The following is a 26,311-nucleotide window of genomic DNA, read 5'->3' on the forward strand; positions in this document are numbered from 1 at the left end:
ATGTGTATAAGAGACAGCGCCGGCCCCGAGCTCTTCTTCAACCTCGGCAACCGCTCCTTGGAGCAGGGCCCCTATGTGCGCCAGTTCCACTACCGGGAGGCGGTGCGGACCTCGGATGTGGAGCTCAAAGACTACAGCTTCAAGACCCCGGCCTATGGCCTCTCCCACAAGCAGCGCGGCGCCGAGCTATCCCATCAGCGCGATACCTACCAGCACTTCGACTCCCCGGGCCGCTACAAGCTGGACCCGAGCGGCAAGGCCTTTGCCCAGCACAGGCTCGACGCCCTGCGCAATGACGCCGTCACAGGTCAGGGCAAATCCAACTGCGCGGCCCTGTTGCCGGGCCAGTATTTCTCCCTGACCGAACACCCGAATGGCAGTCTCAACGCCGACTGGCAAATCGTGCGCATCAGCCACACCGGCTCGCAGCCCCAGGCGCTGGAAGAGGAGGGGGGCAGTGGCCCCACCGTCTATCACAACGAATTCGGGGTGGTGAAGGGGAGCACGACCTGGCGCGCACGCATCGGCAGCCCAGAGGCGCCCTTTAAGCCCATGGTGGACGGGCCGCAGATCGCGACCGTGGTGGGGCCGGAAGGGGAAGAGATCTACTGCGACGAGCACGGCCGGGTGAAGCTGCAATTCCCCTGGGACCGCTACGGCTCGAGCAACGATCAGAGCTCCTGCTGGGTGCGGGTGAGTCAGGGCTGGGCGGGCGGCCAGTACGGCATGATGACGATCCCGCGCATCGGCCACGAGGTGATCGTGAGTTTCCTCGAAGGAGACCCGGACCAGCCGATCATCACTGGTCGCACCTATCACGCCACCAACCGGCCCCCTTATGAGTTGCCAGCCAACAAGACTCGCACCGTGCTGCGCACTGAGACCCATCAGGGGGAGGGGTTCAACGAGCTGAGATTCGAAGATCAGGCAGGCAAGGAAGAGATCTATATCCACGGCCAGAAAGACCTGAATCTGCTGATTGAAAATGATGCGGCCTGGCATATCAAGCACGATGAGCATAGGGACATCGACAATGAACGGGTGACCCGGATCAAGGCCAATGATCACCTCACGGTAAATGGCGAGAAGCGGGATCACATCAAGGGTGACTATTCGCTCACCGTGGATGCGTCCCTACATCAGAAGCTCGGGCAATCTCTCCTGGTGGAGGCGGGCACCGAGGCGCATCACAAGGCGGGCATGAAGATAGTGATGGAGGCGGGCTCAGAGCTGACCCTGAAAGTGGGGGGCAGTTTTGTGAAAATTGACCCGAGCGGCGTCACCCTCAGCGGTGGCTCCATCAAGATGAACTCCGGTGGCAGCCCGGGATCCGGCTCCGGCTGGGCGGGGCAGATGCCCATCCAGCCCGGAGCAGTTGAGGTGGTAGCCCCACCTCCTCCCATGGAGCCTGCGCGTCAAATCGCGACGCTGAAATCGGCGGAGCCGGTTTGTGAGATCTGTGAGCAGTTGGCGGCGCAAGAGGGAGCGGGGGGATGATCTCTGCCCGAAATGGCGCCTTCCCCGACATAGAGTTGTCCGAGGGGGAGCAACTCTATCTGATGCTGGATGGAGCCCGTATTGACGGGGTGGAGCGCATGCTGTTCGAGCAAGTTGAGACCCCGGCCTATCAGCCCATCTATCTCTATTCCCCTTGGGACAGTCTGCGGGAAGTAAGCCCCTGCCTGGTCTGCGTGACCCCAATTCTGTTGGAATGGTTCATAAAAAACCGTGATCCGTCATGGGGTTACCTGTTATCGTCTCGGCTTCCATTGCTATCCATGGCCGAGAAACTTCGCTCCTTGATCGAAGCGGAAAGCCCCTATGCCAGCCGGATCCTGCTCAAACTGGCGATGCCCGAAACCATGTGGCGTCTGTTCATGGATGATGAGCCCTGGCTGTGGCAGGGGGTGGATCAGGTATGGATCCCCATGCGGAGAGGAAGTGAGTGCCTCTGGTGGCACAAGAAGGCCAAACCCGAGCTGGATATTCCTGTTGGCACAAGATTCAGGCTTTCTGATCCCCAGTGGGAGCGTTTGGGTGAGGTGAGTTGGCTGCATGTTCTGGATGGGATCCGAGAGCATATGCTCACCTGGTTCCCTGACCGCTGGCAGGAGCAGGCCGAGCCGGATCTCTGGTTGGCCCATTGGGCAGAGCAAGCCTACGGTATGGGGTTTGAAAGTGAGCGAGATCTGCTGTTGTTCTTCAATGTGCTTGGCTATCTCGGTAGTCATTGGTATGACGAAGAGGAACATCCAGGGCTCAAGATACTGATCACCCAGGCGTCGGCACAGACACCGTCACAACGCATTGAACAAGCCGCCGAGCTGGCTGAAACATTGAGTAAGAAGGATCGAGACGCATGAGTTCGCCCAATCAAGCCGCCCAGTGTGCAAGCACGACCAATGGCAAGAGCCCGGCAGGGGTCTGTCCGCTCAAGAACAAGAAGATTGCCATCATTCCGGTGCGTTATGCCTTGGATGAGCCGTTTTCCCCGCCACAAAAGCAGTCCCATCCAGTCCCCGCCGGAGCAGGATTTGTGGTTCCTCTCAAGTTAAAAGAGAGTGGTTATGCCTTGCGCCAACTGCGAGATGGCTGGCTCTATGTGTATGACGAAAAGGCCAAGACATTCGATGAATATGAGATAAAAGGGGCGACTTTCATCAGCCAGAGCAAGGGGAGTAAGGGTCATCTGCTATACCCGGCGAGTCACACCCTCTCTCTCATTTATTCTCCCCAGCGCTGGACGGGGCGCATCAAGAAAGAAATGGGAAAAAACAGCAGCTTGCGTAGTGGCTGGATGCGACAAGTCAAACTGGGCAGCTTTGCCAGTACCATGAAGGCCCCCCATTGCGGCCTGCCCGATGTTCTCGACAAGGTTGCGGATCTGGGCATGCCAAACAAGGGATTTGTGCTCTCTTCGACACCACTTGCCAAGCCTGTGGAAGAGGACAAGCAGGGGATCAAATTGCTGGCACACAAACCTGCGGGTTCACCGGCCGCCAACAAGGCGGGCATACCGGATCCCAAAAGTGCCCTGGTAGTCGCCCTGGAGGATCCGCTGGCCGACCTTGCCGATCTTTCCATGAAGGTGAATCAACTGCTCGCCAAGCACGAAGCACTGCTGGGGAAAGATGATGCCACCATCAAGGCCAACAGCCACAAGCTGATGATGGCGGAAGTAACGCGCAATCTTGCCAAGGTGCGGCTCGACGAGAAGGAGTTGCCCGCCTCCGTCAGGGGCAATGTCGCCAAGACTCAGGCCTTTGAAGAGGCGCTGGATGATTATCTTGGGGATCGCTACCTTGCCGACATGGAGAATATGACGGCAGAGCCAGGAATGGCGATGTTCAGTTCCCCTATGGAGAAACGAGCTGATGCCAAGCTGAAGATCCTGCGGGAACAGTATGGTTTCAATCCATCTCACAAACTGGTCAGTCAATGGAAGGAGCGCGCCGCCTTCCAGGATGAAGTCAAGTGGAGCGGGCTCAATACCTTTATCAAGCAGTATCAGGTACCACTCAATGAGCTGGAGCTGGCGCTGACGCGTGCTCATGAAGACCTGTTCAACGGCGTGACCCGCCTCAAGGCCGATCCGTTGCCCTTTGGTCTGGACAATAGAACAGACAAGGGACAAGCCTATCTGCAGGTCCTGTTTGCCGAGGCTGGGCAGGCACTCTCTCTCAGCTGTCGCACGGAGGCCAGAAAGAAAGCGCTGGAAAAACTGCTTGGCGAAAAAAGCAGCGATAACTTGCTGGCGCTGGCCCCTTATGGCTTTGATATTGCGCTGTACAAGGGGCTGAGCGAACAGACGGTAGGCAATACCTGGCTCAGCACCTCGTCCGGCGACATGACGGCCTTTTTTAGCCGCATTGGTGAACTGGAAGCGCTACTGGGGGACGAGAGGCTCAAGCAGAAATCCTGGTTCCAGGCAGTGGAAGCCGTGATTGAAGCCATGAAAGTGGTTGGAAAATCTATGGCCAAGGGGGCACACGCCCAGATCATGGCGGCCATCTTGCCCCACTCCTGGAAGAACAGCCTGGCAGGCAACCTCAGGCTGGTATTGCTGGAGTCCCTGCTCGGCGACCAGCCGCTGCAGGTCAACCGAGACTATCGGATGCTCCACAGCCGCTTCCAGCAGAAGGTCTGGATTATTGTCAAAGAGATGTTGGCCATCAGCTCCCCCCCTCCCGGGCGCAGCACCACAGTGAAGGCCATCAACGGTCAGCTAAAAACCTTGCAGCAACAGCTTGATACCCTGATTGCCAGCGAGATGCCTATGTTGGTCAAACTAAAAGGCGATCTTTATCAGCAGCAGGCCAGACAATATATCAGCGACTATCTGGCGAGCGTGCGCAGCGGCGTGAGTCAACGCATCACGGCCATGAATGAGAGAGTACCCAACCTAGCGACTTTTGGTGGGCTGGTAGCACTGCTCAACCTCTGGAATTTGACTGTAGTCATTGGCGGAACGGCGCAAAATGCCCAGTCCATCGGCAAGGAACGGGCAAATATGCAGTTGGGATCGGCCTTTGCCTGGACGGGCAATGCCATCGCCGCGCTCTATCAGGGGGCTGTGTGGGAGAAAATCAAGATATCAAGTGCTGGAGATAAGGCGCTGACTTCATTATCAATAAAGGCGGCAAAAGATGGGGAGCATGGCGTCCTGGTTAGAGCCTTCTCTCTACGGATGTTGGCATTTGCTGGCCTCGGTATGGCAGCTGCAGGGGCAGAGATGTGGGACACTTTGCAGGCAACTCATGATCCCCTGATTAGTGGTATGGAGAAGACCCTCTCACAGATGAAGATGGGCGTATTGGGCGGGCAGTTCTTTATTTTTTTTGCACAGATTGTGCAATTAGGTATCAATGGTTTACTGGGTTATTCATCCATCGGAGCCATCTGTGCAACTTGGATGGGCGTGGGGTTCTTTGTGCTGGGTGCTGCCTATCTGGTGTTGACTGTGCTGCTGAATATTTTTAAACGCTCGGATCTGGAGAAGTGGTTGCTGCAATCCACCTGGGGCAAGCAGCCTGCCAACTGGTCTGCCGAAGATGAGCTGGCTCGCTTTGAAATGCTGGTCAATAAGCCTGGGGCCAGTTTGACTGTGGTACGCACCGCACCTCAGGGTTGGCGGGACACGGGCCGTGCCCAATGGCAGTTGCAACTCTCACTACCCGCTCATTTGCGAGGGAAGACTATAGGACTGAACGTTATCGGTCAACCTTTGGCCAAGGCTGGGCAGATGGTGCCTGCGCAACCCCCAGAGGCACTTGCCACCTATCTGGCTGCAATGAAACCCAAGGTGATAGAAACACAACGTGGGCGCTGGGATGAACTGGTCTATACCTTGCCGCTGGGTGTCGATACCAATTCGGCCATCAAACTGGAACTGGGATATCTCGGGGGCATGATTCAGCGGGAGTTTATTTTCAAGGGCAGCAGTAGCAGTAGCGGTCCTGTTACATTGAATGGCAGTAGCGGTGATCTGGGTACCATGCCCGCGTTGGTGGTTGGCAAGTTGGGGAATAACTGATGGACAAGGTGAACGAGGCAATCGAGGTGAACGAGCAGGAAACCCCTTTTCATCTGCTACCGCAGGAAGAGCAACAGCGCATTATCGATGCCAATCAGAAGAGAGTGCGTGAGGCGCCGACCCTCCATGAATGGGATATCAGGGTTTCCACGCCATTAGCCTGGATTATCATCATAATAACGAGCATCTTTTCGATACTATTTCTTGGGGGGGGGGGGCTGTTATTGACTGCAGGTGAGGATTGGAGCGTTGTTTATATTATGTTGGGCGTTACTGCTGTAATGATACCTTATTTTCGTTATTTGGTGATGGCGGATAAAAATTACAAATACCGACTCACTACAGAAGGTCTAATTGTGACTTATCAGGATGCCATCCCGGAGATTGCATACACCGTAGTCCGTGGTCTTGCTTGGTTGGGTGTACTTGTATGTATTATGGCCGTAGCCATATTAGGGCCGTTATCCTTGGTCGGTGCAGGTGGTATGGCTCTTTTTGCAATTTTCTTCACTGATTTCAAAAAGGAAGAACATATAGAATATACATTGTTCAATAAAAATAAAACCAATGTGATTAAGGTGGTCAATAATGCAGCCTTCGTTCAATTCGAAACTATCCCGTTTGGTTACTCAGGCTTTGCAAATTTTTACTGCTATAAAAATGAATTAAAAGAAATATTGGCATCCTTGCTGCCAATATTAAATTGTCGAGAATATAGGGAATTTAAAACTATTTTGTCATTAAATAGAGCCCCTCACAGTTCTCTAAATGTAGGAGTACCAAGAAGGCTAGATTAGCTTATTCAGTAACAATCAAGATAGCGCTGTTTATTGGTAGAATCCTTCATTTTTATGTTCAGTTGTGGGTTGTTAATGAATAGGCTTGGGGGACGTTGGATTATGGTTTACTCGACTCGCACCTAATGGAAGCTGCTGCTCCCACTGCGGGCTCATTTGTGTGGACAGGCCATAAGGTTGAAGGTGAGCCGTGAACCTTTGGCCAAAGCTGGTCAGTTGGTGCCTGTGTATTCCAAAGAAGATATTGAGTACAGCTTGGCAGCCATACTGCCCAAGGTGATGGAACACGTTGTGCGGCCGTGATATTTCCTTGGTACCAGTATCTCTTCCTCTACAACATTCACATTGCCATCCTGTTCTGCATGATGGTGATTCGAAGTTGGCCGGGGAGCAGCCCAATCAGATGTTGCAGGCTTTTCTGGCGGGGATGGAGGCGGGTGGCGAGGCTGATACGGGTGGTAAGTGGCTCAGCTGCGATGGGGTGATAGCTGACGCCGTGGGGATGCAGCTCGCTTACCGATCGCGGGATGATGGCGACCCCGAAACCGGCCTGCACCATGCCGACGGTGGAGATCACCTGCGGGCTCTGACTGCCGAGGCGGGGGCTGAAGCCGGCCCGCTGGCAGCGCTGGGTGATGGCGTCGTGCAGCCCGGGACCGAGCTCTCGAGGGAACAGGATGAAGGGATCCTGCGCCAGCGCCTCAATGGGGATGGCGCCACTGCCGGCCAGCGGATGATGCGGGGGGAGGGCGATCAGCATCTCCTCCTCCTCGATCAGATGGTGGGCCAGTGCCGAGCTGCTGCTGCAGGGCAGGCGCAGGATGGCGGCATCCAGCTCCTCGTTCACCAGATCGCGCACCAGGTTGGGCATGCTGTTCTCGATGGGGTGCAGGCTGACATCCGGCCAGGCTTGGCGAAAGTCGTGAATGAGTTGCAGCACACTCGGGTGCAGCACGGTGGAGCCGGCAAAGCCGAGGCGCAGCGAGCCCAGCTGGCCGCGAGCAATGCGCCTGGCCTTCTGCATGGCCTGCTCGGTCTGCGCCAGTATCCCCTTGGCATCCTGATAGAGGCTCAGCCCAGCCTCGGTCAGCTCCACACTGCGGGTCAGCCGGTGAAACAGCTGCGTGCCCACCTCCTGTTCGAATTTGCGGATCTGCTGGCTGAGTGGCGGCTGGGCCATGCCCAGCGCCTCGGCGGCGCGGGTAAAGCTCTGTTTGTCTGCCACGGCCACCAGGTAGCGCAGGTAACGGAATTCCATATCTGGTACGTCTCGAAGCTGATGGGTTTGGATATTGGTTTCAAATCGTGATCTTGGTCACTATTGAATCCTGATTTGCCAACCTAACAGGATTAGAGGTGAAATCCAAATGGAAACCAATTCGTCATGTGACTGCGCCATTGAGATAAGCCAGCAGTTTGCCCGCTGGCAGGCTCGCCAGGGGGGCGGCGAGGTCTACCAGAGCTCCCTGATGAGTGCCCTGCTGGCGGGGGTTTACGAGGGGGAGACCACCATGGCCGACCTGCTGCGCCACGGTGACTTCGGCCTCGGGACCTTCAATCGGCTCGATGGCGAACTGATTGCCTTCGATCGTCAGATCCATCAGCTCAAGGCCGACGGTTCGGCCCGCCCGGCCAGGGCCGAGCAGAAGACCCCGTTTGCGGTGATTACCCACTTTCGCCCCTGTCTGCAGCGGCGCTTCGATCACCCGCTGAGCCGCGAGGAGATCCACCAGTGGGTGGATCGGTTGGTGGGCACCGACAACGTCTTCGTCGCCTTTCGGCTCGACGGCCTGTTCGAACAGGCGCAGGTACGCACCGTTCCCTGTCAGAGCCCTCCCTACAAGCCCATGCTGGAGGCCATCGAGGCCCAGCCGCTGTTCTCGTTCAGCCAGCGCCGCGGCACCCTGGTGGGCTTTCGTTGCCCGCCCTTCGTGCAGGGGATCAACGTGGCCGGCTATCACGAGCACTTCATCACCGAGGATCGCCGGGGGGGCGGCCACATCCTCGACTACGCCATGGGCCACGGTCAGCTGCAGCTGTCGGTGGTGCAACACCTCAATATCGAGCTGCCCCGCAATCCGGCCTTTCAGCAGGCCGACCTCAATCCCGCCGATTTGGACCGCGCCATCCGCGCCGCCGAAGGCTGAGCCCTTCGCTTAACAAGGAGTGACATCATGGAAAATCAACACTGGGCCTGTGGGGCCGAACTGGTGGTGCGCCATCTGGAGGCGCAAGGGGTCAAGCAGGTTTTCGGCATTCCCGGGGCCAAGATCGACAAGGTATTCGATGCGCTGGAGGACTCCCCCATCGAAACCATAGTGGTGCGTCACGAAGCGAATGCCGCTTTCATGGCCGCTGCGGTGGGGCGGTTGACCGGCAAGGCAGGAGTCGCACTGGTGACCTCGGGTCCGGGTTGCGCCAACCTCATCACAGGTCTGGCGACCGCCACCTCGGAAGGGGATGCCATGGTGGCGCTGGGAGGGGCTGTGCGGCGGGCTGATGGCCTCAAGCTGACGCACCAGAGCCTGGATACCGTCAGCCTGTGCCGGCCGGTCACCAAGTTCAGCGCCCAGGTGGGCACCGGCTCCGCCCTCTCCGAGGTGATGGCTAACGCCTTTCGCAGCGCCGAGCTGGGACGGCCCGGGGCGGCCTTCGTCAGCCTGCCGATGGACATCATCAACGAGCCGGCCGATGGCGCTATTCTGGTACCCAGCGCCATCCCAGAGCCGGGAGCGGCTGACGAGCGCGGCATCGATCGGGCGCTGAGTCTGCTGGCGCGGGCTCGCAAGCCGGTGGTGCTGCTCGGTCTGCTGGCCAGCCGGCCGGAGAACTCCCTCGCGGTGCGCGCCTTTCTCGACAAGAGCCGGCTGCCGGTTACGGGTACTTATCAGGCGGCCGGGGTGGTAGATACCCACCATTTCGACGACTTTGCCGGGCGGGTGGGGCTGTTCAACAACCAGCCGGGGGACAAGCTGCTGCAGGATGCGGATCTGGTGGTCTGCATCGGCTACAGCCCTATCGAATACGACCCCGTGCTGTGGAACGGCACCGGCGAGCGCCAGCTGCTGCACATCGATGCGCTGCCGGCGGAGATCGACAGCAGCTATTGCCCTGCGGTGGAGCTGGTGGGCTCCATCAGCGCCAACCTGGCGCGACTGACCCGGATGCTGCACCAGCCGCTGGCGCGGGATCCGGCCATTACCGCGCTGCTCGGCGAGATCCGCGCCCAGCGCCATCAGCTCGCCGAACATGCTGGCCGGTTGGGAGGCACTCCCATCCATCCGCTGCGCATCGTCAAGGAGCTGCAGGACATCATAGGGCAGGACATGACCCTGTGCGTGGACATGGGCAGCTTCCACATCTGGATTGCCCGCTACCTATACAGCTTCCGGGCCCGCCAGGTGCTCATCTCCAACGGCCAGCAAACCATGGGGGTGGCGCTGCCCTGGGCCATCGGGGCCGCCATGGTACGACCGGGAGAAAAGATCATCTCTGTGTCCGGCGATGGCAGTTTCATGCAGTCGAGCATGGAGCTGGAGACCGCGGTGCGGCTCAAGTCCAACATAGTACACATCATCTGGGTCGATAACGGCTACAACATGGTGGCGATGCAGGAGGAGAAAAAGTACTTCCGTAGCTCCGGGGTGAGTTTCGGCCCCATCAACTTCAAGGCCTATGCCGAATCATTTGGCGCAGCCGGGTTTGCCGTCACCTGCGCCGAGGATTTGCGAGTAACCTTGCGCGCCGCCATGGCGGTGAGCGGGCCGGCGGTGGTGGCCATCCCGGTGGATTACAGCGATAACCACCTGCTGATGGAGCAACTCAGGCCCGAAATGCTCAGTTGAGCCGGATCTGAGCCGGCGGGCTGCGAAGCGGCCTTCCTAATGCAGAGCGCCCCTTGCCAATCGGCAAGGGGCGCTCTGTTATTGCGAGAGGGTGATCCACTCAGGGCATGAGCGAGGGAGACAGCACCATGGGGCCGGCTACCGCGTGGGCAGTCTCGTCACCGCGCAGCACCCGCACGATTTCGAGGGCGAACTCGATGGCGCTGCCGGGGCCCTGGCTGGTGATAAGGCGATGGACTTCGTCCCTCACCACTCGATCTGTGCTGAGTTGACCAGGGGGGAGCTTGGCCTGAAAGACCGGATGGCAGGTGGCCCGCGCATCTCCCAGCAGGTGGTGGTGTTGCAACACCACCACGGGGGCGGCGCAGATGGCAGCCCGCCAGCGACCAAGCAGAGCCTGCTCCTTGAGCAGGTCGATGGCGAGGGGGGTATCGCGAATGACTTCGCTGCCGGGTAGGCCGCCCGGCACGACGATGGCCTCGAAGTCACGACCGGTCAGCTCATTGAGATGGCAGTCCGCAACTATCTGCACCCCGCGGGAGGCGCGGATCTGGCGCTGTCCCGCCGGGCAGCAGGAGGCGAGCACCACCTCAATGGAGGCTCGCACCAGGGTATCGACGATGGCGACGGTTTCGATCTCTTCCGAACCCGGGGCGACCAGTACCAAAACGCTCATTGTCCACTCCTCATGCAGATGATCCCGTCACTTCACCGGGTCTATTGCTTCTCTTTGATGGCCTGGTATAGGCCTTGATTGACCGGCACAGCGATGCCGTGCTGCGCCGCTTTGGCGAGCAGGAAACCGGTGATGGCTTCTATCTCTGTCTCTCGCCCCAGTTCCAGATCCTGATACATGGAAGAGTAATTGTCGGCAGTCATTTCCACCACCATCATCACCCGGCGCAGCAGCTCCTCCTGGCTTGCGGCCTGGCCTTCGACCTGCATCACGTCCGCCACTTCCACGCAGATCTGTTGCAGGGCATCGGCGAAGCGTGGGCCGGCGAGCTCACCATTCTTGAGCTTATACAGGGCGGTGAGCGGATTGATGGCGCAGTTGATGGCAAGCTTCTGCCACTGACGGGTCAGGATTTGCTCATCCCAGCCGGCCTGGCCGAGCGCCGTTGCCAGCTCATCCGCCAGATAGGCGTATCCCTTGGCTGCCTCATTGACAGGGCCGAGCCAGGTCTCTCCCTTGCCGGTGTGGCGGAATACGAAGTGGCCGCTTTGCATGGCGCCGTGGCTGGTGACGCTGGCGATCACCGGGTTGTGCGGGAACAGCTGCACCACCTGCTCGGCGATGCCCATGCCGTTGTGCAGCAAGACGATAGGGATGCCCGCTGCCAGCTGACCGACGAGTGGGGTCAGGGCCGGCACGACCTGATTGGCCTTGGTCATCACCAGCAGCCGTTTGATCTGGCCGGGTTGGCTGACGAAGCCGCGCTCGATGGCGAGCAACTGGGTGTGCCCTTCGAGCGAGGTAAAATCGATACCGGGATGCAGGGTGGCGCGATGGCGATCGCGCAGCAGGACGCGGGTCGATTGACCACTCAGGGTCAACAGGGAGGCAAAGACGCCACCCAGGGCACCACAGCCCAGCAGGGTCCATTGAGGGGGGAGAGGGTGTCGGCTGGTTTTCAGGTTGTTATCGCGTAATCCGCTTGGCATGGAGAGGCTCAATCAGGGTAAGGGTCGCATTCCTAACAACCGCCTACCGGGGATAAGTGGAGTGTCGCTTGGCGGACACTATCGGGTCTCGCCATTCCTGTGCGCAGTGGATTCTAGCAGAGCAGTCCCATCGAAATCAGCAAATTTGCCGGTTTTCTGGTAGATTTGCCCCCCTTATAAATACAACGTGAGGAGCCCGGCTATGCCGTCATTCGATATTGTCTCTGAAGTCAAAATGAACGAGGTGTTGAACGCCGTCGATAACGCCAATCGTGAACTGGCGACCCGTTTCGATTTTCGTGGTGTGGAAGCCAGCTTCGAGCTGAACAAAGAAGAGGTCAAGCTGGAGGCCGATGCCGATTTCCAGCTCAAGCAGATGGTCGAGATCCTGCGCGCCGCCCTGCTCAAGCGCAACATCGAGAACAGCTCCATGGACGTGGGTGACAGCGTCCACTCCGGCAAGCGTTTCCACCTGACCGTGAAGTTCAAGCAGGGGATCGAGAAGGAGATCGCCAAGAAGCTGGTGAAGCTTATCAAGGACTCCAAGATCAAGGTGCAGGTAGCCATTCAGGGCGACGAAGTGCGCGTTACCGGCAAGAAGCGTGACGATCTGCAGGAGACCATGGCGCTGGTGCGTGGCGCAGAACTGGGCCAGCCGATGCAGTTCCAAAACTTCCGCGACTGATATGGATGGGGAGGGCTGGGCCCTCTCCATTTAATAGCAAAGAGTTCGGCGAAAACCCTATAAAAAAACCGGAGCCATGGCTCCGGTTTTTTGTGTCCGTTCTACTGTTCTCGAACCAAAGGGTTCGATTAGAACTTGTAGGTAACGGAGAAGTAGTGGCTGAAGCCAGAGCTCTTCCAAGGGGTACCGTCGTAGGCGGTGGAGCCATCTTTGGTGCCGTAGGCATCCATGAAGTACTTCAGGCCGTAACCCACTGCGTAGCGATCAGAGTGCCAGTAGATACCGTGGAAGGTTGCCAGGTTGTCGCTGGTACGATCGGCGCGGTCATGGGTATCCAGATCGAAGGCGTAGTCCAGGTAACCTTGGTAGGAGACGAAGCTGCCGTTACCGAAGGTGTAGAAAGGCTTGAACCAGTTCATGGCGAACCAGTAACCATTCCAATCACCTTCTTCTTCGGTGAAGAATTGGTTTTCGGTAGCGTGACGGGCATACAGGTTCATACCCACTTTACCAAACCAAGGCACTTGCACGTCGGCACCCAGACCGATCATGTTCTCCATCTGCTTGTCGCCGACGTTGTTCAGAGATGCGATGTACACCTCTTGCACGGGCCCGAAGGAGAGATCTTTACCAGTCAGTGCATCAAGAGACATACGCGGCGCAAACTTCATGAAGAGGTTCTGACCGTTGTGCTTGTTGCTGTGACGGGAGTCGAAGATATCGAAGACGTCGACGTAACCGTACAGATCAAACAGACCGGAACGACCACCAAACTCCATTTCGAAGTAGGTATCGTTGTAATCGTCTTCACCAGTGGTGAAAGGGCGCTGGTCGATGGTATGCATCACGTTGAACTGCATCCACTTGTAGTCGTTCTTATGGATGTCACCGCTGTAGTCGGCAGCGAAAGCCGGGGTGGCGGATGCAGCCAGCAGACCGGCAGCGATCAGAGTCTTGGTAAATTTGGCCATTTTATTGGTCTCTTGTGTATTTAGTTGAGGTTTTCCGTAGCCTGCCCACAAGGAGCGGGAAGGATTCTAGCCAAATAATTTCAACGGATAAACAAGAGCCAGGGAACTTTGTCAGGATTTGTGAATCTAATCACCCCCTCATTGGCGCAAACGCTTGCTATTTGTTCGCTTGTGGTGACAAATGTCTGCCCCGTTTGGCAACCATGATGATCAGCACCATCACGGGAATGCCGAGCAGGCTGGTGCCGACGAAGAAGCTGCTGTAGCCAAATTGCTCGACGAAGTGACCGGAAAAGCCGGCGAGTAGCTTGGGCAGCAGCAACATGATGGAGCTGAACAGCGCATACTGGGTGGCCGAGAAGGCGACGTTGGTCAGGCTCGACAGATAGGTCACGAACGCCGCCGTGGCGATACCGGCGCTGAGGTTGTCCAGCGAAATGATCAGGGTCAGCAGCTCCAGATCGTGGCCGACCTCGTTGAGCAGGGCAAACAGCAGATTGGTGCTGGCGGTGAGCACGGCGCCGAGAAACAGGATGCGCAATGTGCCAAAGCGCATCACCAGCACCCCCCCCAGGGCCGCCCCCACCAGCGTCATGATGACGCCGTACACCTTGGTGATGGTGGCCACTTCCGTCTTGCTGAACTGCATGTCCACGTAGAAGCTGTTGGACATGACCCCCATCACCACGTCCGAGATGCGATAGCAGGCGATGAGCCCCAGGATCAGCAGGGCCGAGCCGCCGTAGCGGCGGAAGAAATCGGCAAACGGACACCAGATCGCCTCGTAGACCCAGGCCCCCAACCCCGCCAGTGGGGTCGGCCAGCCACGGCCGAGCAGCAGTGCCTTGCGCTCCGCCTGCTGCGCATTCTGGCGATTCACGTCTATGTCCGGCTCATGGCTGAGCAAGGTGGTGATGATGCCAAGGGACATCAGTCCCGCCATCAGCAGATAGGTGAGCTGCCAGCCACGGTAGTCGTAGCCGCTGTTGCTGCCGAGCCAGGCCGCCAGCGCCAGGGCGCCTGCACCTGCCATGATCATCGCCAGTCGATAACCCGTCATGTAGGAGGCCGCCATGGCCGCCTGCAGCCGCTCCGGCGCCGATTCGATGCGGTAGGCGTCGATGACGATATCCTGAGTCGCCGAGGCAAACGCCACCAGCAGGGCAAACAGGGCGAGCTGGGCGAGCTGGGTCTTGGGATCGCAATAGGCCATGCCCACCAGTGCGAGGGCGATCAGCACCTGGGAGAGCAGCATCCAGCTGCGGCGGCGCCCCAGCAGGCGGGAGAGCAGGGGTAGCGGCATCCGGTCGACCAGGGGAGACCACACCCATTTAAAGCCATACGCCAGGGCGACCCAGCTCATGTAACCTATGTCGGTCAGGCTGACGTCGGCTTCCCGCAGCCAGAAGGAGAGGGTGCCAAACACCAGCAACAGCGGCAGGCCGGAGGAGAAACCCATGGCAAACAGGGTGAGGACTCGACCTTCCAGATAGACGGCGAGGGAGTCACGCCAGCTGGTTGTGCGACGTGGGGGGCGGAGAGTGTTCAAATGCCTGACTCCTCTGGGAAAAGGGGGTCATTTTGTCAGGTTCGAGAGGGATAGCCAAGGCAAGCCGCGCGTGGCGGCTCCCGATTCAGGGCCGTGAGCCGATGCAGTGGCTCGGGCAGGGGCCTTCGGCGGCGAGAAAGTTGGCGCAGGCCATCAGCTGCAGGCGCAGCCAGCTGTCGGCGATGATCTGCTGTTCATCCCATTGATGCAGGCTGTGCAGCAGGTGCCAGAACACCCCTTCCTGATCGTCTGCCGGTTGCTTGTCGGTGGGAATGCGGGGCAGGGCTTGCCAGTGGGAAAGTAATTGCCAGCTCAAGTCTTCCAGCTGGCGATAGGGGATCTCCCGTGCCAGAAAGTGACGAACCGCCTGGGCCAGCGGGATGGCATGTTGGGTTATGTAGTCATGACAGGTCACCGGCACCTCCTTCTCCTCCACTTGGCCAAGCCCCAGAAACGGGGCAAGGCCAGAGTATAGAAAGGGGTGCCGGCGACCCTGGCAGGGATGCGGTGGAATGTGATCCAGCCCCCGTTATTTATCCGCCAGCAGTACCACTTTTTTCAGGATGATGGGGCTGGTGGGGACGTCGTTGGCCCGCAGGATAGAGCTGTAACCGGTCTGCACCTGGGCCAGCTTGTCCAGCACCTCCATGCCCTGCACCACCTGGCCAAACACGGTATACCCGGCGCCAGCATTGGCGTTGAGGTTGTCGTTGTCGGTCAGGTTGAAGTAGAACTGGCGGGTGGCGCTGTCAACGGCCTGGGTACGGGCCATGGCGATGCTGCCGCGTTTGTTCGGCAGGCCGCCCTTGGATTCGTTGACCACGGGATCGAAGGTCGGCAGCGGCTGGAACTGCTGGTTGTAGCCCCCCCCTTGCACCACGAAGTTCTGGATCACGCGATGGAACAGGCTGCCGTCATAGCTGCCATCCGCCACGTAGCGCAGGAAGTTCTTCACCGTCTGTGGCGCCTGTTTCGGGGCCAGCTCGATCACGATATTGCCGTGATTGGTTTCCATCTGGACTTTGGGACCGGCGAAGGCCAGCGGTGCGATCAGTGTTGCCAATAACCAGAGTTTCTTCATTTATCTATCCTCGCTTAGCTCGGCTGACCCTTGAGATAACCGCGCAGGGCCTCGTCGGCCATGATCTGTTGCAGCACGCTGCCCAGTTGCTGGTTCAGGGTGGACTCCAGATCGGCCATGCTCGGCTCACCCGGCTCTTCCTTGCTGGAGGACATGTTGAACTGCTTGGTCAACTTGCTGCCCTGGAAATCGGCGATCACCTGCAGACTGACCTTGGACTTGGTGACATAGGTAAAGGTCTTCTCTTCCACCGTGACGGCCGCGGTGGAGATGGCCAGGGTCAGGTTGGTGGTGCCGCTGTTGCCCACTTCGAGCCCCTGGCTGCGCAGCCCTTCCGCCAGCTTCTCGGCCAGCAGGTTGTTGAGCGGCTGCTCGCTGTTGACCAGCACGGGGGCCTTCTCTTTCTTCTTGATGGAGAAGACATAGGCAGCTTCACGCTTGTCCACCCCTTCCATGGTGATCCGGTTGCCGGAGTAGTACTGCTGATTGGAGGGGATGACTTGCGGATTAAGCAGGGCGGTCTCTGGCCAGTGAGTAGCACAACCACCCAAGATCAGGGCGGCCAGCAGCAAGATTGACTTTTTCATCATGGGTTTCCTTTAGCTTTATCTTTAGCGTTTGATGGCTTTCAAAATAACGAATTTGCTGTTGGATGCAACGACTTGTGCGTTGGCAAACAAGCGCTTGAGTTTGTTGTGATAGTCCAGATGACGGTTGCCTACTATCCAGAGTTCCCCCCCCTGAGGCAACACCCTGTGTGCATCGGTGAACATCTGCCAGGCGATGTGATCCGTGATCGCCTGTAACTGATGGAAGGGGGGGTTGCAGAGGATGCGGTCCGCCGATCCCACTGCCACCTCATCCAGACAGTTGTTGACCAGGAAGTGCGCCCGCGGCAGAGCATCCGGCAGATTGTGCTCGATGTTGAGCCGCGCCGAGTCCACCGCCATGTAGGACTCGTCGATGAAGGTCACCTCCACCTCGCTGTCCCGCGCCAGCAAGGCCAGTCCCAGCACGCCGTTGCCGCAGCCCAGATCGATCACCTTGCGCGCACTGTTGATGGGCAAATTGTCCAGCATAAAGCGGGCGCCGATATCCAGACTGGTGCGCGAAAACACGTTGGCGTGGTTGTGGATGAGCAGGTTGCTACCCTCCAGCGGCCAGGTGGTCGGGAAGGGGTTGGCCAGCGCCGGGCGCTCGGCCCCGTCCTCGACGGAGCAATGAATGAGGCGCGCCTTCTTCCAGGCCAGCGAGGTCTTGGTCGGTCCTAGGTATTTTTCAAACAGCTTGAGGGTCGAGCTGTGAATGTCCTTCGCCTTGCCCGCGGCCAGGATGCGAGTCGCTGGGGTCACCACCTGACGCAGGGCCAGCAGCTGTTGCTCCAGCAGTGCCTGGTATTTGGAGACCTTGATCACCACCAGCGCGGGGGCCTGGGGCAGGGGCGCCAGGGCATCCTGAATGCGGATGGCCTGGGGATCCAGCTCGTTCTCGACCAGGTTGGCCAGGGTGGCGTGCTCGCTGATATAGGAGTCGGTCACACACAGGGGGGCATGGCCGTGCAGATAGGCGGTCAGGGCGCCGAAGCCGTCGTTCATGATGATGACGGGTCCATCCTGTTCGAGGGGCGACTCGGCGAGTGTGTTGATCAGGTACTCATCCGCCGCATCCCAGGCCTGCAGGGGATCCTGGCTCTGCCGTGGGTAACGATACAGGGTCAGACGACAATGGGGGGTGTCGAGCAGGGTGTGCATATGAATGGCGTCCAGATGTTGCAAAAAGAAGACAACTCGCTGCCGATGGGCTCCGGCAGCCAGTGAAAGTGGCGCTATTCTAGCGGCGGCAGAGAATTTCACCAGCCCGGCGCAATGCGGTGTGTCGGCCTGATTTCCCAGCCGCCTGATGCATCCAGCGCCCAACCCTGGCTACAATGGCCAGACATACATCCAGGGAGTCGTTACCGTGAGCATGCAACAACAGATCGAGGCCAAGCTGGCCGCCGCCTTGTCCCCCAGCCATCTGGAGGTGATCAACGAAAGCTATATGCACAGGGTGGAGCCGGGCTCCGAGAGCCACTTCAAGGTCATAGTCGTGAGCCAGGCCTTCGAGGGGCAGCGCCTGCTGGGGCGCCATCGCCAGGTCAACGGTATATTGGCAGAAGAACTGGCGGGTGCCATTCATGCGTTGGCACTGCATACCTATACCGAAGCTGAATGGCAACAGCGGGAACAGGCCCCCAAAACCCCGAGTTGCGTCAGTAAATCCCCCTTTGCCTGACTCTGTTGACCTTTTGATTACCTAATCTTCGACTAATTAACAAATTTATCACGAAAATGTCAGGTTTCGGGATCGCCCTCCTGAGCAGGGCGGGGGATGACAGGGATTACTTTTTCTAATCATCAACCGCCTTGCACAAAACTACCTCCAATTAAGTATCAAAACAAAAAATCCTTTAAAACCACGGCTTGCAAGGGTGCTAGCGAAATATTCATTGAAGCTTAATTTTGTGATAGGGCGGGGATTTTCCCCAATTGGCGTGGCGGCTAACTCGTCTAAGGTGGTAAACTCAGGCGCTTTTGAATGATCCTGTATGTTGCTAATTTGTTTGTTTTTTCAGCAATTTGTCGCGATGTTGACGGGCTCATTCAACAACTCGTCGGGAGCTGTTTCCCGGCGCTAACCTGTCTTCCCTTAACGGTAGTGCAAGTGAGTATGATTACAATTAAAAGAGGACTGGACATCCCCGTGCTGGGTGCTCCGGAGCAAGTAATCTACGATGGCCCGGCCATCACCCGTGTTGCTACACTCGGCGAAGAGTTCGTGGGGATGCGTCCTACTATGTTTGTCAAAGTAGGTGATCGCGTCATTAAAGGTCAGGAGCTCTTCGAAGATAAGAAGAATCCCGGCGTTAAATTCACGGCTCCTGCCACAGGTGTAGTTTCTGAGATCAACCGTGGTGCCAAGCGTGTTCTGCAATCTGTCGTCATCGATCTCGATGGCTCCGACGAGCAGGTAACCTTTGAACACTTTGCGTCTGCCGAGCTCGCACAGCTCGAGCGCAGCAAGGTGCAGGAGATCCTGGTCGCGTCAGGTCAGTGGACCGCTCTGCGTACCCGTCCATTCAGCAAGGTGCCGGCCGTGGGTTCTACTCCGCGCGCCATCTTCGTCACCGCCATGGACACCAACCCGCTGGCCGCAAGTAGCGATCTGATCATCAAGGAACAGGCCCAGGCCTTCCTGGATGGTCTGGCCGTGCTGAGCCGCCTGACCGATGGCACTGTTCACGTCTGCAAGGGCGAAGCCAGCCTGCCGCACGCCTCCCTGGCACAGGTCAAGGAAGCCGTGTTTGTCGGTCCGCACCCTGCCGGTCTGCCGGGCACCCACATCCACTTCCTGGACCCGGTCGGTGCCAAGAAAGTGCAGTGGCACATCAACTATCAAGATGTCATCGCCTACGGCAAGCTGTTCACCACGGGTCAGATCTTTACCGACAAGGTGATCTCCCTGGCCGGTCCGAACGTGGTCAAGCCACGCCTGCTGCGCACCCGCATGGGCGCCTGCATCAGCCAGCTGACCAACAACGAGCTGCGCGCAGATGAAAACCGTGTCATCTCAGGTTCCATCCTGGGTGGTGCCAAGGCCGAAGGGGTGCATGACTACCTGGGCCGTTACCACAACCAGGTGAGCGTGCTGGGCGAAGGGCGTGAGAAAGAGTTCCTGGGTTGGGTCAATCCCAGCGCCAACAAGTTCTCCATCACCCGTACCACCCTCTCTCACCTGATGAAGGGCAAACTCATCAACTTCACTACCACCACCAACGGTAGTGATCGCTCCATGGTGCCTATCGGCAACTACGAGCGCGTGATGCCGCTCGACATTCTGCCGACCCTGCTGCTGCGGGATCTGGTCTCCGGCGATAGCGACAGCGCGCAAGCGCTCGGCTGCCTGGAGCTGGATGAGGAAGATCTAGCGCTCTGTACCTTCGTCTGCCCCGGCAAGACCGAATACGGCCCGATCTTGCGTGAGTGCCTGACCAAGATAGAACTGGAAGGTTAAGCGATGAGTTTCAAGCAACTTCTTGAAAATATGGAACATCACTTCGAGCCGGGCGGCAAGTACGCTAAGTACTATGCCCTGTTTGAAGCGGCGTACACCCTGTTTTATACCCCCGGGTCCGTGACCCGCAATGCCTCCCACGTCCGTGATGCGATCGATCTGAAGCGCATGATGATCATGGTGTGGCTGGCCGTGTTCCCGGCCATGTTCTGGGGCATGTACAACGTCGGCAACCAGTCCATCGCCGCCATCGCCCATATGGGCTCGGCTGCCGGTGCTGATACCTGGCAATACACCATCGCCACCCTGCTGGGTGCCTCGCTGGATCCGGCCGTGGCCGGCATCGGCAGCAAGATGCTGATCGGTGCGGCTCACTTCCTGCCCATCTACCTGACCGTGTTCCTGGTCGGTGGCTTCTGGGAAGTGCTGTTCGCCATGGTGCGCAAGCACGAGATCAACGAAGGCTTCTTCGTGACCTCCATCCTGTTCGCCCTGATAGTGCCGCCCGAGCTGCCCCTGTGGCAAGCCGCGCTCGGCATCACCTTCGGCGTGGTGCTGGCCAAGGAAGTGTTCGGTGGTACCGGCAAGAACTTCCTGAACCCGGCCCTTGCGGGTCGTGCGTTCCTGTTCTTCGCCTACCCTGGCCAGATCTCCGGCGACGCCGTCTGGGTGGCCGTTGACGGCTTCTCCGGCGCGACTGCCCTGAGCCAATGGGCGCAAGGCGGCCAGATGGCGCTGATCAACGGTGCGACCGGTCAGACCATCAGCTGGATGGATGCCTTCCTCGGCAACCTGCCAGGTTCCATCGGTGAAGTCTCCACCCTGATGATCCTCATCGGTGCGGCCATGATCGTCTACATGCGGATCGCCTCCTGGCGCATCATCGCCGGTGTGATGATCGGTATGGTAGCCACCTCTTTGCTGTTCAACGTCATCGGTTCCGATACCAACCCCATGTTCAACATGCCGTGGCACTGGCATCTGGTGCTGGGCGGCTTCGCCTTTGGTATGGCATTCATGGCGACCGATCCGGTCTCCGCTGCCTTTACCAACAAGGGCAAGTGGTGGTACGGCGCCCTCATCGGCGTCATGGTAGTGCTGATCCGGGTGGTGAACCCCGCGTTCCCGGAAGGCATGATGTTGGCCATTCTGTTTGCGAACCTGTTTGCCCCCTTGTTTGACCATTTCGTGGCGCAGGCGAACATCAAGCGGAGGATCGCTCGTGGCGTTTAATAAAGACTCTACTATCGGCACCCTCAGCATTGTGACCGGTCTGTGTCTGGTGTGCTCCATCGTGGTCTCCGTGGCCGCCGTGGGTCTGCGCCCGGCCCAGCTGGAAAACAAGGCTCTGGACAAGCAAAGCAACATCCTGGCCGTGGCCGGTGTTGACGTCAGCAGCGTAGCCAAGCGTGATCTGGCCCAGTTGTATGGCAACAAGATTGAAGCGCGTCTGGTGGATTTGACTACCGGTGAGTTCGTTGACGGTGATGCTGACAACTTCGATACGAAGTTGGCAGCGAAAGATCCTGCCAAGAACATTCGTCTGGCCCCGGCCGACGACAAGGCTGGCCTGCGTCAGATCTCCAAACTGGTTCCCGTGTTCTTCGCCAAAGACGCCGACGGCAAGGTCGACAACATCATTCTGCCGGTCTACGGCCAGGGTCTGTGGTCCACCATGTATGCCTTCGTCGCGGTCGCGGCCGATGGCCAGACCATCAAGGGCATCACTTACTATGATCACGGCGAAACCCCGGGTCTGGGCGGTGAGATCGAGAACCCGGCCTGGCGTGAGCTGTTCGTCGGCAAGAAGCTGTTCGATCAGGACGGCCAGCCGGCACTGCGAGTGATCAAGGGCCATGCTCCGGCAGGTTCCGAGCATGAGATCGATGGCCTGTCCGGCGCTACCCTGACCGGTAACGGCGTACAGCACACCTTCGAATTCTGGATGGGTCCCAAGGGCTTCGGTCCCTTCCTGGCCAAGGTACGTGCAGGAGAAATCAACAATGGCTGACAAGAGCGAAATGAAAAAATTGCTGTTGACGCCTGTGCTCGGCAACAACCCCATCGCCTTGCAGGTGCTGGGTGTCTGTTCCGCGCTGGCCGTTACCAGCCAGATGAAGACAGCGTTCGTGATGACGCTGGCCGTTACCGCGGTCACCGCCTTCTCCAACCTGTTCATCTCCCTGATCCGCAACCATATCCCGAACAGCGTGCGGATCATCGCCCAGATGGCGGTGATCGCGTCCCTGGTTATCGTGGTTGACCAGGTGCTCAAGGCCTATGCCTATGACATCTCTAAGCAACTGTCGGTATTCGTGGGCCTCATCATCACCAACTGTATCGTGATGGGCCGTGCCGAAGCCTATGCCATGAAGAGCGCCCCGCTGCCCTCCTTCCTGGACGGTATCGGTAACGGTCTGGGCTATGGTGCCGTGCTGCTGGCCGTGGCCACGGTGCGCGAGATCCTGGGCTCAGGCACCTGGTTCGGCATCGAGCTGCTGCCGCTGGTGAACAACGGTGGCTGGTATGTGCCTAACGGCCTGCTGCTGCTGCCGCCGAGTGCATTCTTCATCATTGGTCTGATCATCTGGGGCGTACGCACCAAGGATCCCAAGCAGGTGGAGGCAAAGGATTAAGGTATGGAACACTATCTGAGTCTGTTGATTCGTTCGATCTTCATCGAAAACCTGGCGCTCTCCTTCTTCCTGGGGATGTGTACCTTCCTGGCGGTGTCCAAGAAGGTCAAGACCGCCATGGGTCTGGGTATCGCCGTTATTGTGGTTCAGACCGTGGCCGTGCCGGCCAACAACCTGATCTACAACTACGTGCTCAAAGACGGCGCCCTGGTACAGGGCCTGGACCTGAGCTTCCTGAGCTTCATCACCTTCATCGGGGTGATCGCGGCCCTGGTACAGATCCTGGAGATGGCGCTGGACAAGTATTTCCCCGCGCTCTACAACGCCCTGGGCATCTTCCTGCCGCTCATCACAGTGAACTGCGCCATCTTCGGTGGCGTCTCCTTCATGGTGCAGCGTGACTACAACTTCGTGGAGTCTGTGGTCTATGGGGTGGGCTCGGGTGCCGGTTGGATGCTGGCCATCGTGGCGATGGCAGGGATCCGCGAGAAGATGAAGTACTCCGATGTTCCCGAAGGCCTGCGCGGCCTTGGCATCACCTTCATCACCGCGGGTCTGATGGCGCTGGGCTTCATGTCCTTCTCTGGTATTTCCCTGTAATCGGAAAGGAAATATAGATGGAAATTATTCTGGGTGTGGTCATGTTCACCGTGATCCTGCTGGCCCTGGTAGCAGTCATTCTGTTCGCCAAGTCCAAGCTGGTGACCGCGGGTGACGTGACAATCAGCATCAATGGCGACCCGGCCAAGGCTGTCACCAGCCCGGCGGGTGGCAAGCTGCTCGGCGTGTTGGCCGGCAGCGGTATCTTCGTCTCCTCCGCCTGCGGCGGCGGTGGCTCCTGTGGTCAGTGCAAGGTGCGGGTGAAGGCCGGCGGCGGCGATATCCTGCCGACCGAGCTGGATCACATCAGCAAGGGCGAGGCCCGTCACGGCGAGCGTCTGGCCTGCCAGGTCACTGTGCGTGGCGACATGGACATAGAGCTGCCGGAAGAGATCTTCGGCGTGAAGAAGTGGGACTGTACCGTCATCTCCAATGACAACAAGGCCACCTTCATCAAGGAGCTCAAGCTGCAGATCCCGGACGGCGAGAGCGTGCCGTTCCGCGCTGGTGGTTATATCCAGATCGAAGCCCCTGCACACCACGTGCAGTACAAAAACTTCGATATTCCAGAGGAATATCGCGGTGATTGGGATCGCTTCAAGATCTTCGAACTGGAGTCCAAGGTGAATGAGCCGATCATTCGTGCCTACTCCATGGCCAACTATCCGGAAGAGTTCGGCATCATCATGCTGAACGTGCGGATCGCGACTCCGCCGCCCAGCAACTGGACTGCCCCTCCCGGTCAGATGTCCTCCTACATCTTCAATCTGAAGGCGGGCGACAAGGTGACCATCTCCGGGCCGTTCGGTGAGTTCTTCGCCAAAGACACCGACGCCGAAATGGTGTTCATCGGTGGTGGTGCTGGCATGGCGCCGATGCGTTCCCACATCTTCGATCAGCTGCGTCGCCTGAAGACCAAGCGCAAGATGAGCTTCTGGTACGGTGCCCGTTCCAAGCGCGAGATGTTCTATGTCGAAGACTTCGACATGCTGGCCGCCGAGAACGACAACTTCCAGTGGCACGTCGCTCTGTCGGATCCGCAACCGGAAGACAACTGGGATGGCTATACTGGCTTCATCCACAACGTCTTGTTCGAGAATTACCTCAAGAACCATGAGGCACCGGAAGATTGCGAGTTCTACATGTGCGGGCCTCCCGTCATGAACGCCGCAGTCATCAACATGCTGAAAAACCTCGGTGTTGAAGATGAAAACATCCTGTTGGATGACTTTGGTGGTTAATCCATGCACAGTGTTGTAAAGACCTGGCTAGCCTTCGGGCTAGCCTTTTTCATGACTGGGTGCGGTCAGGAAACGGTCCAATCCAAACCGGAGATCCACATCACCGGTAGCACCATGGGTACCTATTACTCCATCAAGGTGGCGGACGGTGCCGTCAAGGATGCGGCCAAGTTGCAAGCGGAGGTCGATGTCCTGCTGGAGCGGGTCAACGATCAGATGTCTACCTACAGACCCGATTCCGAGCTGTCACGCTTCAACCAGCACAAGGGCAACACCCCTGTGGTGGTCTCCCGCGATACCGCGCGGGTGGTGACCGAGGCCATTCACATTGGCCGCGAGAGCCGTGGCGCGCTGGACGTGACCGTGGGTCCCCTGGTCAATCTGTGGGGCTTTGGTCCGGATGCCAAGCCGACCAAGGTGCCGTCCGATGAGTTGATCAATCAGACTCGCCAGAAGACCGGGCTCGGCAACCTGCATGTGGTGACCTCAGCTGACGCGGATACCCTGCAAAAAGACATCCCGGATCTCTACGTGGATCTCTCCGCCATCGCCAAGGGCTTTGGGGTGGACAAGGTGGCCGAGTACCTGGAATCCCTGGGCTCGCGCAACTATCTGGTGGAGATCGGCGGTGAGCTGCGCATCAACGGCGTCAACGGCAAGGGCCACCCCTGGCGGGTCGCCATCGAGAAGCCGACCGCCAATGCCGGCTCGGTGCAGGAGGTGATACTGCCGGGGGACAATGGCGTCGCCACCTCGGGCGAGTATCGCAACTACTACGAGATGGATGGCAAGCGCTTCTCCCACACCATAGATCCGGTGACGGGCAAGCCCATCCAGCATCGCCTGGTGTCGGTGACCGTGATCAACCCCTCCTGCATGACAGCAGACGGGTTGGCGACCGTGTTCATGGTGATGGGACCAGAGAAGAGCCTGGCCTATGCCAAGGAGCGGGGCATCGCTATTTTCATCATCACCAAGACGGATGATGGCTTCGAAGAGGCGTACTCGGATGCCTTCAAGCCATTTTTAGTGAAAAAGTAAGAGATGGTGGTCGTCAGGTCGGGCACAGCTGCCTTGGCTTCCATGAGCCGTCTCGGGTTAAACAGTAAGGGTTGATAACATGCAGATTTTTCTGATTACCTTCGGGGTGTTTCTGGCGGTGGTGATGGCCATGGCCATCGGCTACATCTTCCAGAAGAAGACCATCTCCGGCTCCTGTGGGGGCCTCGGCACCATAGGGATCGAAAAGGAGTGTGATTGCCCGGAACCCTGCGATAACCGCAAGAAGAAGATGGCCAAGGAAGAGGCCCGTCGCAAGATGCTGACCGATAATCGCATCATCTGATCCTGCGTCATACCCGATGCAAGCGAGCCGACCCATGTGTTGAATCAAGGGTCGGCTCGCTTTTTTATGGCCTCAGTAGTCGTATTGCTGGCAGGATTTTTTACGAAACTCATCCTTGCGGCGCGCCAGCTCCTCCCGGGTTCCCAGCTCGTCCCCCTGTACTATGGCTTTTTCCAGTATCTCGATACGATCGAACAGCCAGCTGCACTCGGCGGTCGGGTAATCCTTGCTCATTCCCGTGAGCGGCAACAGGCAGAGCCCCAGCCAGATTGCTTTCATCCTTCCTCCTCCTTGAGTCTCATAGGGATGG

Annotated in this window: 26 protein-coding genes; 16 read left to right on the forward strand and 10 right to left on the reverse strand. The window is 58.4% G+C overall.

All coding sequences use genetic code 11. The features are described 5' to 3' along the window. The 4 genes from tssI to CUC44_RS00020 all read left to right on the forward strand — a co-directional run. Positions 1–1,497 (forward strand): type VI secretion system tip protein TssI/VgrG (gene tssI, locus CUC44_RS00005; RefSeq protein ID WP_100857960.1); only part of this gene is annotated, 1,497 nt, incomplete at its 5' end. Continuing rightward, positions 1,494–2,363, forward strand: a complete 870-nt coding sequence (locus CUC44_RS00010) for a DUF4123 domain-containing protein (protein WP_100857961.1) — start codon at positions 1,494–1,496, stop codon at positions 2,361–2,363. The genes tssI and CUC44_RS00010, both read left to right, overlap by 4 nt. Then, complete coding sequence (locus tag CUC44_RS00015) at positions 2,360–5,533, forward strand: T6SS effector BTH_I2691 family protein (RefSeq protein ID WP_100857962.1); 3,174 nt, start codon at positions 2,360–2,362, stop codon at positions 5,531–5,533. The genes CUC44_RS00010 and CUC44_RS00015 overlap by 4 nt, the downstream gene beginning before the upstream one ends. Then, entirely contained in the window at positions 5,533–6,330 is a 798-nt protein-coding gene (locus CUC44_RS00020; RefSeq protein ID WP_100857963.1) for a hypothetical protein, read from the forward strand. The genes CUC44_RS00015 and CUC44_RS00020 overlap by 1 nt, the downstream gene beginning before the upstream one ends. Positions 6,331–6,670: 340 nt before the next feature. Here CUC44_RS00020 and CUC44_RS00025 read toward each other — a convergent pair whose 3' ends face one another. Next, positions 6,671–7,588, reverse strand: coding sequence for a LysR family transcriptional regulator (locus tag CUC44_RS00025; protein WP_100857964.1), 918 nt, complete (start codon positions 7,586–7,588; stop codon positions 6,671–6,673). Positions 7,589–7,697: 109 nt separating this feature from the next. Here CUC44_RS00025 and budA point away from each other — a divergent pair, with 109 nt between their 5' ends. Continuing rightward, positions 7,698–8,477 (forward strand): acetolactate decarboxylase, encoded by a 780-nt coding sequence (budA, locus tag CUC44_RS00030; RefSeq protein ID WP_100857965.1) that lies wholly within the window; start codon positions 7,698–7,700, stop codon positions 8,475–8,477. Between the two features lie 27 nt (positions 8,478–8,504). Then, the gene (gene alsS / locus CUC44_RS00035) at positions 8,505–10,175 is read left to right on the forward strand and encodes an acetolactate synthase AlsS (RefSeq protein ID WP_100857966.1); all 1,671 of its coding nucleotides are present in this window, start codon (positions 8,505–8,507) and stop codon (positions 10,173–10,175) included. Between the two features lie 100 nt (positions 10,176–10,275). On the opposite strand, the gene CUC44_RS00040 is transcribed toward alsS, so the two are convergent. Together CUC44_RS00040 and CUC44_RS00045 are read right to left on the reverse strand one after the other, a co-directional pair. Then, positions 10,276–10,851: a DJ-1 family glyoxalase III gene (locus CUC44_RS00040; protein ID WP_100857967.1), complete on the reverse strand. Its 576-nt coding sequence runs from the start codon at positions 10,849–10,851 to the stop codon at positions 10,276–10,278. A gap of 41 nt (positions 10,852–10,892) precedes the next feature. Further along, the gene (locus CUC44_RS00045; protein ID WP_100857968.1) at positions 10,893–11,840 is read right to left on the reverse strand and encodes a ketopantoate reductase family protein; all 948 of its coding nucleotides are present in this window, start codon (positions 11,838–11,840) and stop codon (positions 10,893–10,895) included. Between the two features lie 202 nt (positions 11,841–12,042). On the opposite strand from CUC44_RS00045, the gene CUC44_RS00050 reads away from it, so the two are divergent. Further along, complete coding sequence (locus CUC44_RS00050; RefSeq protein WP_025327959.1) at positions 12,043–12,525, forward strand: YajQ family cyclic di-GMP-binding protein; 483 nt, start codon at positions 12,043–12,045, stop codon at positions 12,523–12,525. A gap of 128 nt (positions 12,526–12,653) precedes the next feature. Here CUC44_RS00050 and CUC44_RS00055 read toward each other — a convergent pair whose 3' ends face one another. The 6 genes from CUC44_RS00055 to CUC44_RS00080 form a co-directional block, all read right to left on the reverse strand. Next, positions 12,654–13,496, reverse strand: a complete 843-nt coding sequence (locus CUC44_RS00055; RefSeq protein ID WP_100857969.1) for a nucleoside-specific channel-forming Tsx family protein — start codon at positions 13,494–13,496, stop codon at positions 12,654–12,656. Between the two features lie 157 nt (positions 13,497–13,653). Next, complete coding sequence (locus CUC44_RS00060) at positions 13,654–15,045, reverse strand: AmpG family muropeptide MFS transporter (RefSeq protein ID WP_100857970.1); 1,392 nt, start codon at positions 15,043–15,045, stop codon at positions 13,654–13,656. An 85-nt stretch (positions 15,046–15,130) separates the two neighbouring features. Then, positions 15,131–15,460, reverse strand: a complete 330-nt coding sequence (locus tag CUC44_RS00065; RefSeq protein WP_100857971.1) for a hypothetical protein — start codon at positions 15,458–15,460, stop codon at positions 15,131–15,133. Positions 15,461–15,574: 114 nt separating this feature from the next. Then, positions 15,575–16,126: a peptidylprolyl isomerase gene (locus CUC44_RS00070; protein WP_100857972.1), complete on the reverse strand. Its 552-nt coding sequence runs from the start codon at positions 16,124–16,126 to the stop codon at positions 15,575–15,577. Positions 16,127–16,140: 14 nt separating this feature from the next. Further along, on the reverse strand, positions 16,141–16,713 hold the full coding sequence (locus CUC44_RS00075) for a YajG family lipoprotein (RefSeq protein WP_100857973.1): 573 nt from the start codon (positions 16,711–16,713) through the stop codon (positions 16,141–16,143). 24 nt (positions 16,714–16,737) lie between these two features. Further along, entirely contained in the window at positions 16,738–17,877 is a 1,140-nt protein-coding gene (locus CUC44_RS00080; protein WP_100857974.1) for a methyltransferase, read from the reverse strand. A 214-nt stretch (positions 17,878–18,091) separates the two neighbouring features. Between CUC44_RS00080 and CUC44_RS00085 the strand changes: the two genes are divergently transcribed. From CUC44_RS00085 to nqrM, 9 genes are all read left to right on the forward strand, one after another. Beyond that, complete coding sequence (locus tag CUC44_RS00085) at positions 18,092–18,400, forward strand: BolA family protein (RefSeq protein ID WP_100858108.1); 309 nt, start codon at positions 18,092–18,094, stop codon at positions 18,398–18,400. Positions 18,401–18,835: 435 nt separating this feature from the next. Continuing rightward, positions 18,836–20,179 (forward strand): Na(+)-translocating NADH-quinone reductase subunit A, encoded by a 1,344-nt coding sequence (locus CUC44_RS00090; protein WP_100857975.1) that lies wholly within the window; start codon positions 18,836–18,838, stop codon positions 20,177–20,179. Between the two features lie 3 nt (positions 20,180–20,182). Then, positions 20,183–21,412 carry an NADH:ubiquinone reductase (Na(+)-transporting) subunit B gene (locus CUC44_RS00095; RefSeq protein WP_100857976.1) on the forward strand — a complete coding sequence of 410 codons (1,230 nt, stop codon included), beginning with the start codon at positions 20,183–20,185 and terminating at the stop codon, positions 21,410–21,412. Then, a complete protein-coding gene (locus CUC44_RS00100) occupies positions 21,402–22,190 on the forward strand; it encodes a Na(+)-translocating NADH-quinone reductase subunit C (protein ID WP_100857977.1) in 789 nt (262 codons plus the stop codon). The genes CUC44_RS00095 and CUC44_RS00100 overlap by 11 nt, the downstream gene beginning before the upstream one ends. Beyond that, positions 22,183–22,815, forward strand: coding sequence for an NADH:ubiquinone reductase (Na(+)-transporting) subunit D (locus tag CUC44_RS00105; protein WP_100857978.1), 633 nt, complete (start codon positions 22,183–22,185; stop codon positions 22,813–22,815). The genes CUC44_RS00100 and CUC44_RS00105 overlap by 8 nt, the downstream gene beginning before the upstream one ends. 3 nt (positions 22,816–22,818) lie before the next feature. Next, positions 22,819–23,415 carry an NADH:ubiquinone reductase (Na(+)-transporting) subunit E gene (nqrE, locus tag CUC44_RS00110; RefSeq protein WP_100857979.1) on the forward strand — a complete coding sequence of 199 codons (597 nt, stop codon included), beginning with the start codon at positions 22,819–22,821 and terminating at the stop codon, positions 23,413–23,415. 17 nt (positions 23,416–23,432) lie between these two features. Beyond that, on the forward strand, positions 23,433–24,656 hold the full coding sequence (gene nqrF / locus CUC44_RS00115; RefSeq protein WP_100857980.1) for an NADH:ubiquinone reductase (Na(+)-transporting) subunit F: 1,224 nt from the start codon (positions 23,433–23,435) through the stop codon (positions 24,654–24,656). A 3-nt stretch (positions 24,657–24,659) separates the two neighbouring features. Beyond that, a complete protein-coding gene (locus CUC44_RS00120) occupies positions 24,660–25,697 on the forward strand; it encodes an FAD:protein FMN transferase (protein ID WP_100857981.1) in 1,038 nt (345 codons plus the stop codon). Between the two features lie 79 nt (positions 25,698–25,776). Next, positions 25,777–26,001 carry a (Na+)-NQR maturation NqrM gene (gene nqrM, locus CUC44_RS00125; RefSeq protein WP_100857982.1) on the forward strand — a complete coding sequence of 75 codons (225 nt, stop codon included), beginning with the start codon at positions 25,777–25,779 and terminating at the stop codon, positions 25,999–26,001. A gap of 72 nt (positions 26,002–26,073) precedes the next feature. On the opposite strand, the gene CUC44_RS00130 is transcribed toward nqrM, so the two are convergent. Continuing rightward, complete coding sequence (locus tag CUC44_RS00130) at positions 26,074–26,280, reverse strand: hypothetical protein (protein WP_100857983.1); 207 nt, start codon at positions 26,278–26,280, stop codon at positions 26,074–26,076. Positions 26,281–26,311 lie beyond the last annotated feature (31 nt).

Origin of the sequence: Aeromonas lusitana, from assembly GCF_002812985.1 — a bacterium.
GTDB lineage: Bacteria > Pseudomonadota > Gammaproteobacteria > Enterobacterales > Aeromonadaceae > Aeromonas > Aeromonas lusitana.

Coding starts and splice junctions, on each gene's coding strand:
- CUC44_RS00010 (WP_100857961.1), top strand. CDS start 1,494: ATGATCTCTGCCCGAAATGGCGCCTTCCCCGACATAGAGTTGTCCGAG.
- CUC44_RS00015 (WP_100857962.1), top strand. CDS start 2,360: ATGAGTTCGCCCAATCAAGCCGCCCAGTGTGCAAGCACGACCAATGGC.
- CUC44_RS00020 (WP_100857963.1), top strand. CDS start 5,533: ATGGACAAGGTGAACGAGGCAATCGAGGTGAACGAGCAGGAAACCCCT.
- CUC44_RS00025 (WP_100857964.1), bottom strand. CDS start 7,588: ATGGAATTCCGTTACCTGCGCTACCTGGTGGCCGTGGCAGACAAACAG.
- budA (WP_100857965.1), top strand. CDS start 7,698: ATGGAAACCAATTCGTCATGTGACTGCGCCATTGAGATAAGCCAGCAG.
- alsS (WP_100857966.1), top strand. CDS start 8,505: ATGGAAAATCAACACTGGGCCTGTGGGGCCGAACTGGTGGTGCGCCAT.
- CUC44_RS00040 (WP_100857967.1), bottom strand. CDS start 10,851: ATGAGCGTTTTGGTACTGGTCGCCCCGGGTTCGGAAGAGATCGAAACC.
- CUC44_RS00045 (WP_100857968.1), bottom strand. CDS start 11,840: ATGCCAAGCGGATTACGCGATAACAACCTGAAAACCAGCCGACACCCT.
- CUC44_RS00050 (WP_025327959.1), top strand. CDS start 12,043: ATGCCGTCATTCGATATTGTCTCTGAAGTCAAAATGAACGAGGTGTTG.
- CUC44_RS00055 (WP_100857969.1), bottom strand. CDS start 13,496: ATGGCCAAATTTACCAAGACTCTGATCGCTGCCGGTCTGCTGGCTGCA.
- CUC44_RS00070 (WP_100857972.1), bottom strand. CDS start 16,126: ATGAAGAAACTCTGGTTATTGGCAACACTGATCGCACCGCTGGCCTTC.
- CUC44_RS00075 (WP_100857973.1), bottom strand. CDS start 16,713: ATGAAAAAGTCAATCTTGCTGCTGGCCGCCCTGATCTTGGGTGGTTGT.
- CUC44_RS00080 (WP_100857974.1), bottom strand. CDS start 17,877: ATGCACACCCTGCTCGACACCCCCCATTGTCGTCTGACCCTGTATCGT.
- CUC44_RS00085 (WP_100858108.1), top strand. CDS start 18,092: ATGCAACAACAGATCGAGGCCAAGCTGGCCGCCGCCTTGTCCCCCAGC.
- CUC44_RS00090 (WP_100857975.1), top strand. CDS start 18,836: ATGATTACAATTAAAAGAGGACTGGACATCCCCGTGCTGGGTGCTCCG.
- CUC44_RS00095 (WP_100857976.1), top strand. CDS start 20,183: ATGAGTTTCAAGCAACTTCTTGAAAATATGGAACATCACTTCGAGCCG.
- CUC44_RS00105 (WP_100857978.1), top strand. CDS start 22,183: ATGGCTGACAAGAGCGAAATGAAAAAATTGCTGTTGACGCCTGTGCTC.
- nqrE (WP_100857979.1), top strand. CDS start 22,819: ATGGAACACTATCTGAGTCTGTTGATTCGTTCGATCTTCATCGAAAAC.
- nqrF (WP_100857980.1), top strand. CDS start 23,433: ATGGAAATTATTCTGGGTGTGGTCATGTTCACCGTGATCCTGCTGGCC.
- CUC44_RS00120 (WP_100857981.1), top strand. CDS start 24,660: ATGCACAGTGTTGTAAAGACCTGGCTAGCCTTCGGGCTAGCCTTTTTC.
- nqrM (WP_100857982.1), top strand. CDS start 25,777: ATGCAGATTTTTCTGATTACCTTCGGGGTGTTTCTGGCGGTGGTGATG.
- CUC44_RS00130 (WP_100857983.1), bottom strand. CDS start 26,280: ATGAAAGCAATCTGGCTGGGGCTCTGCCTGTTGCCGCTCACGGGAATG.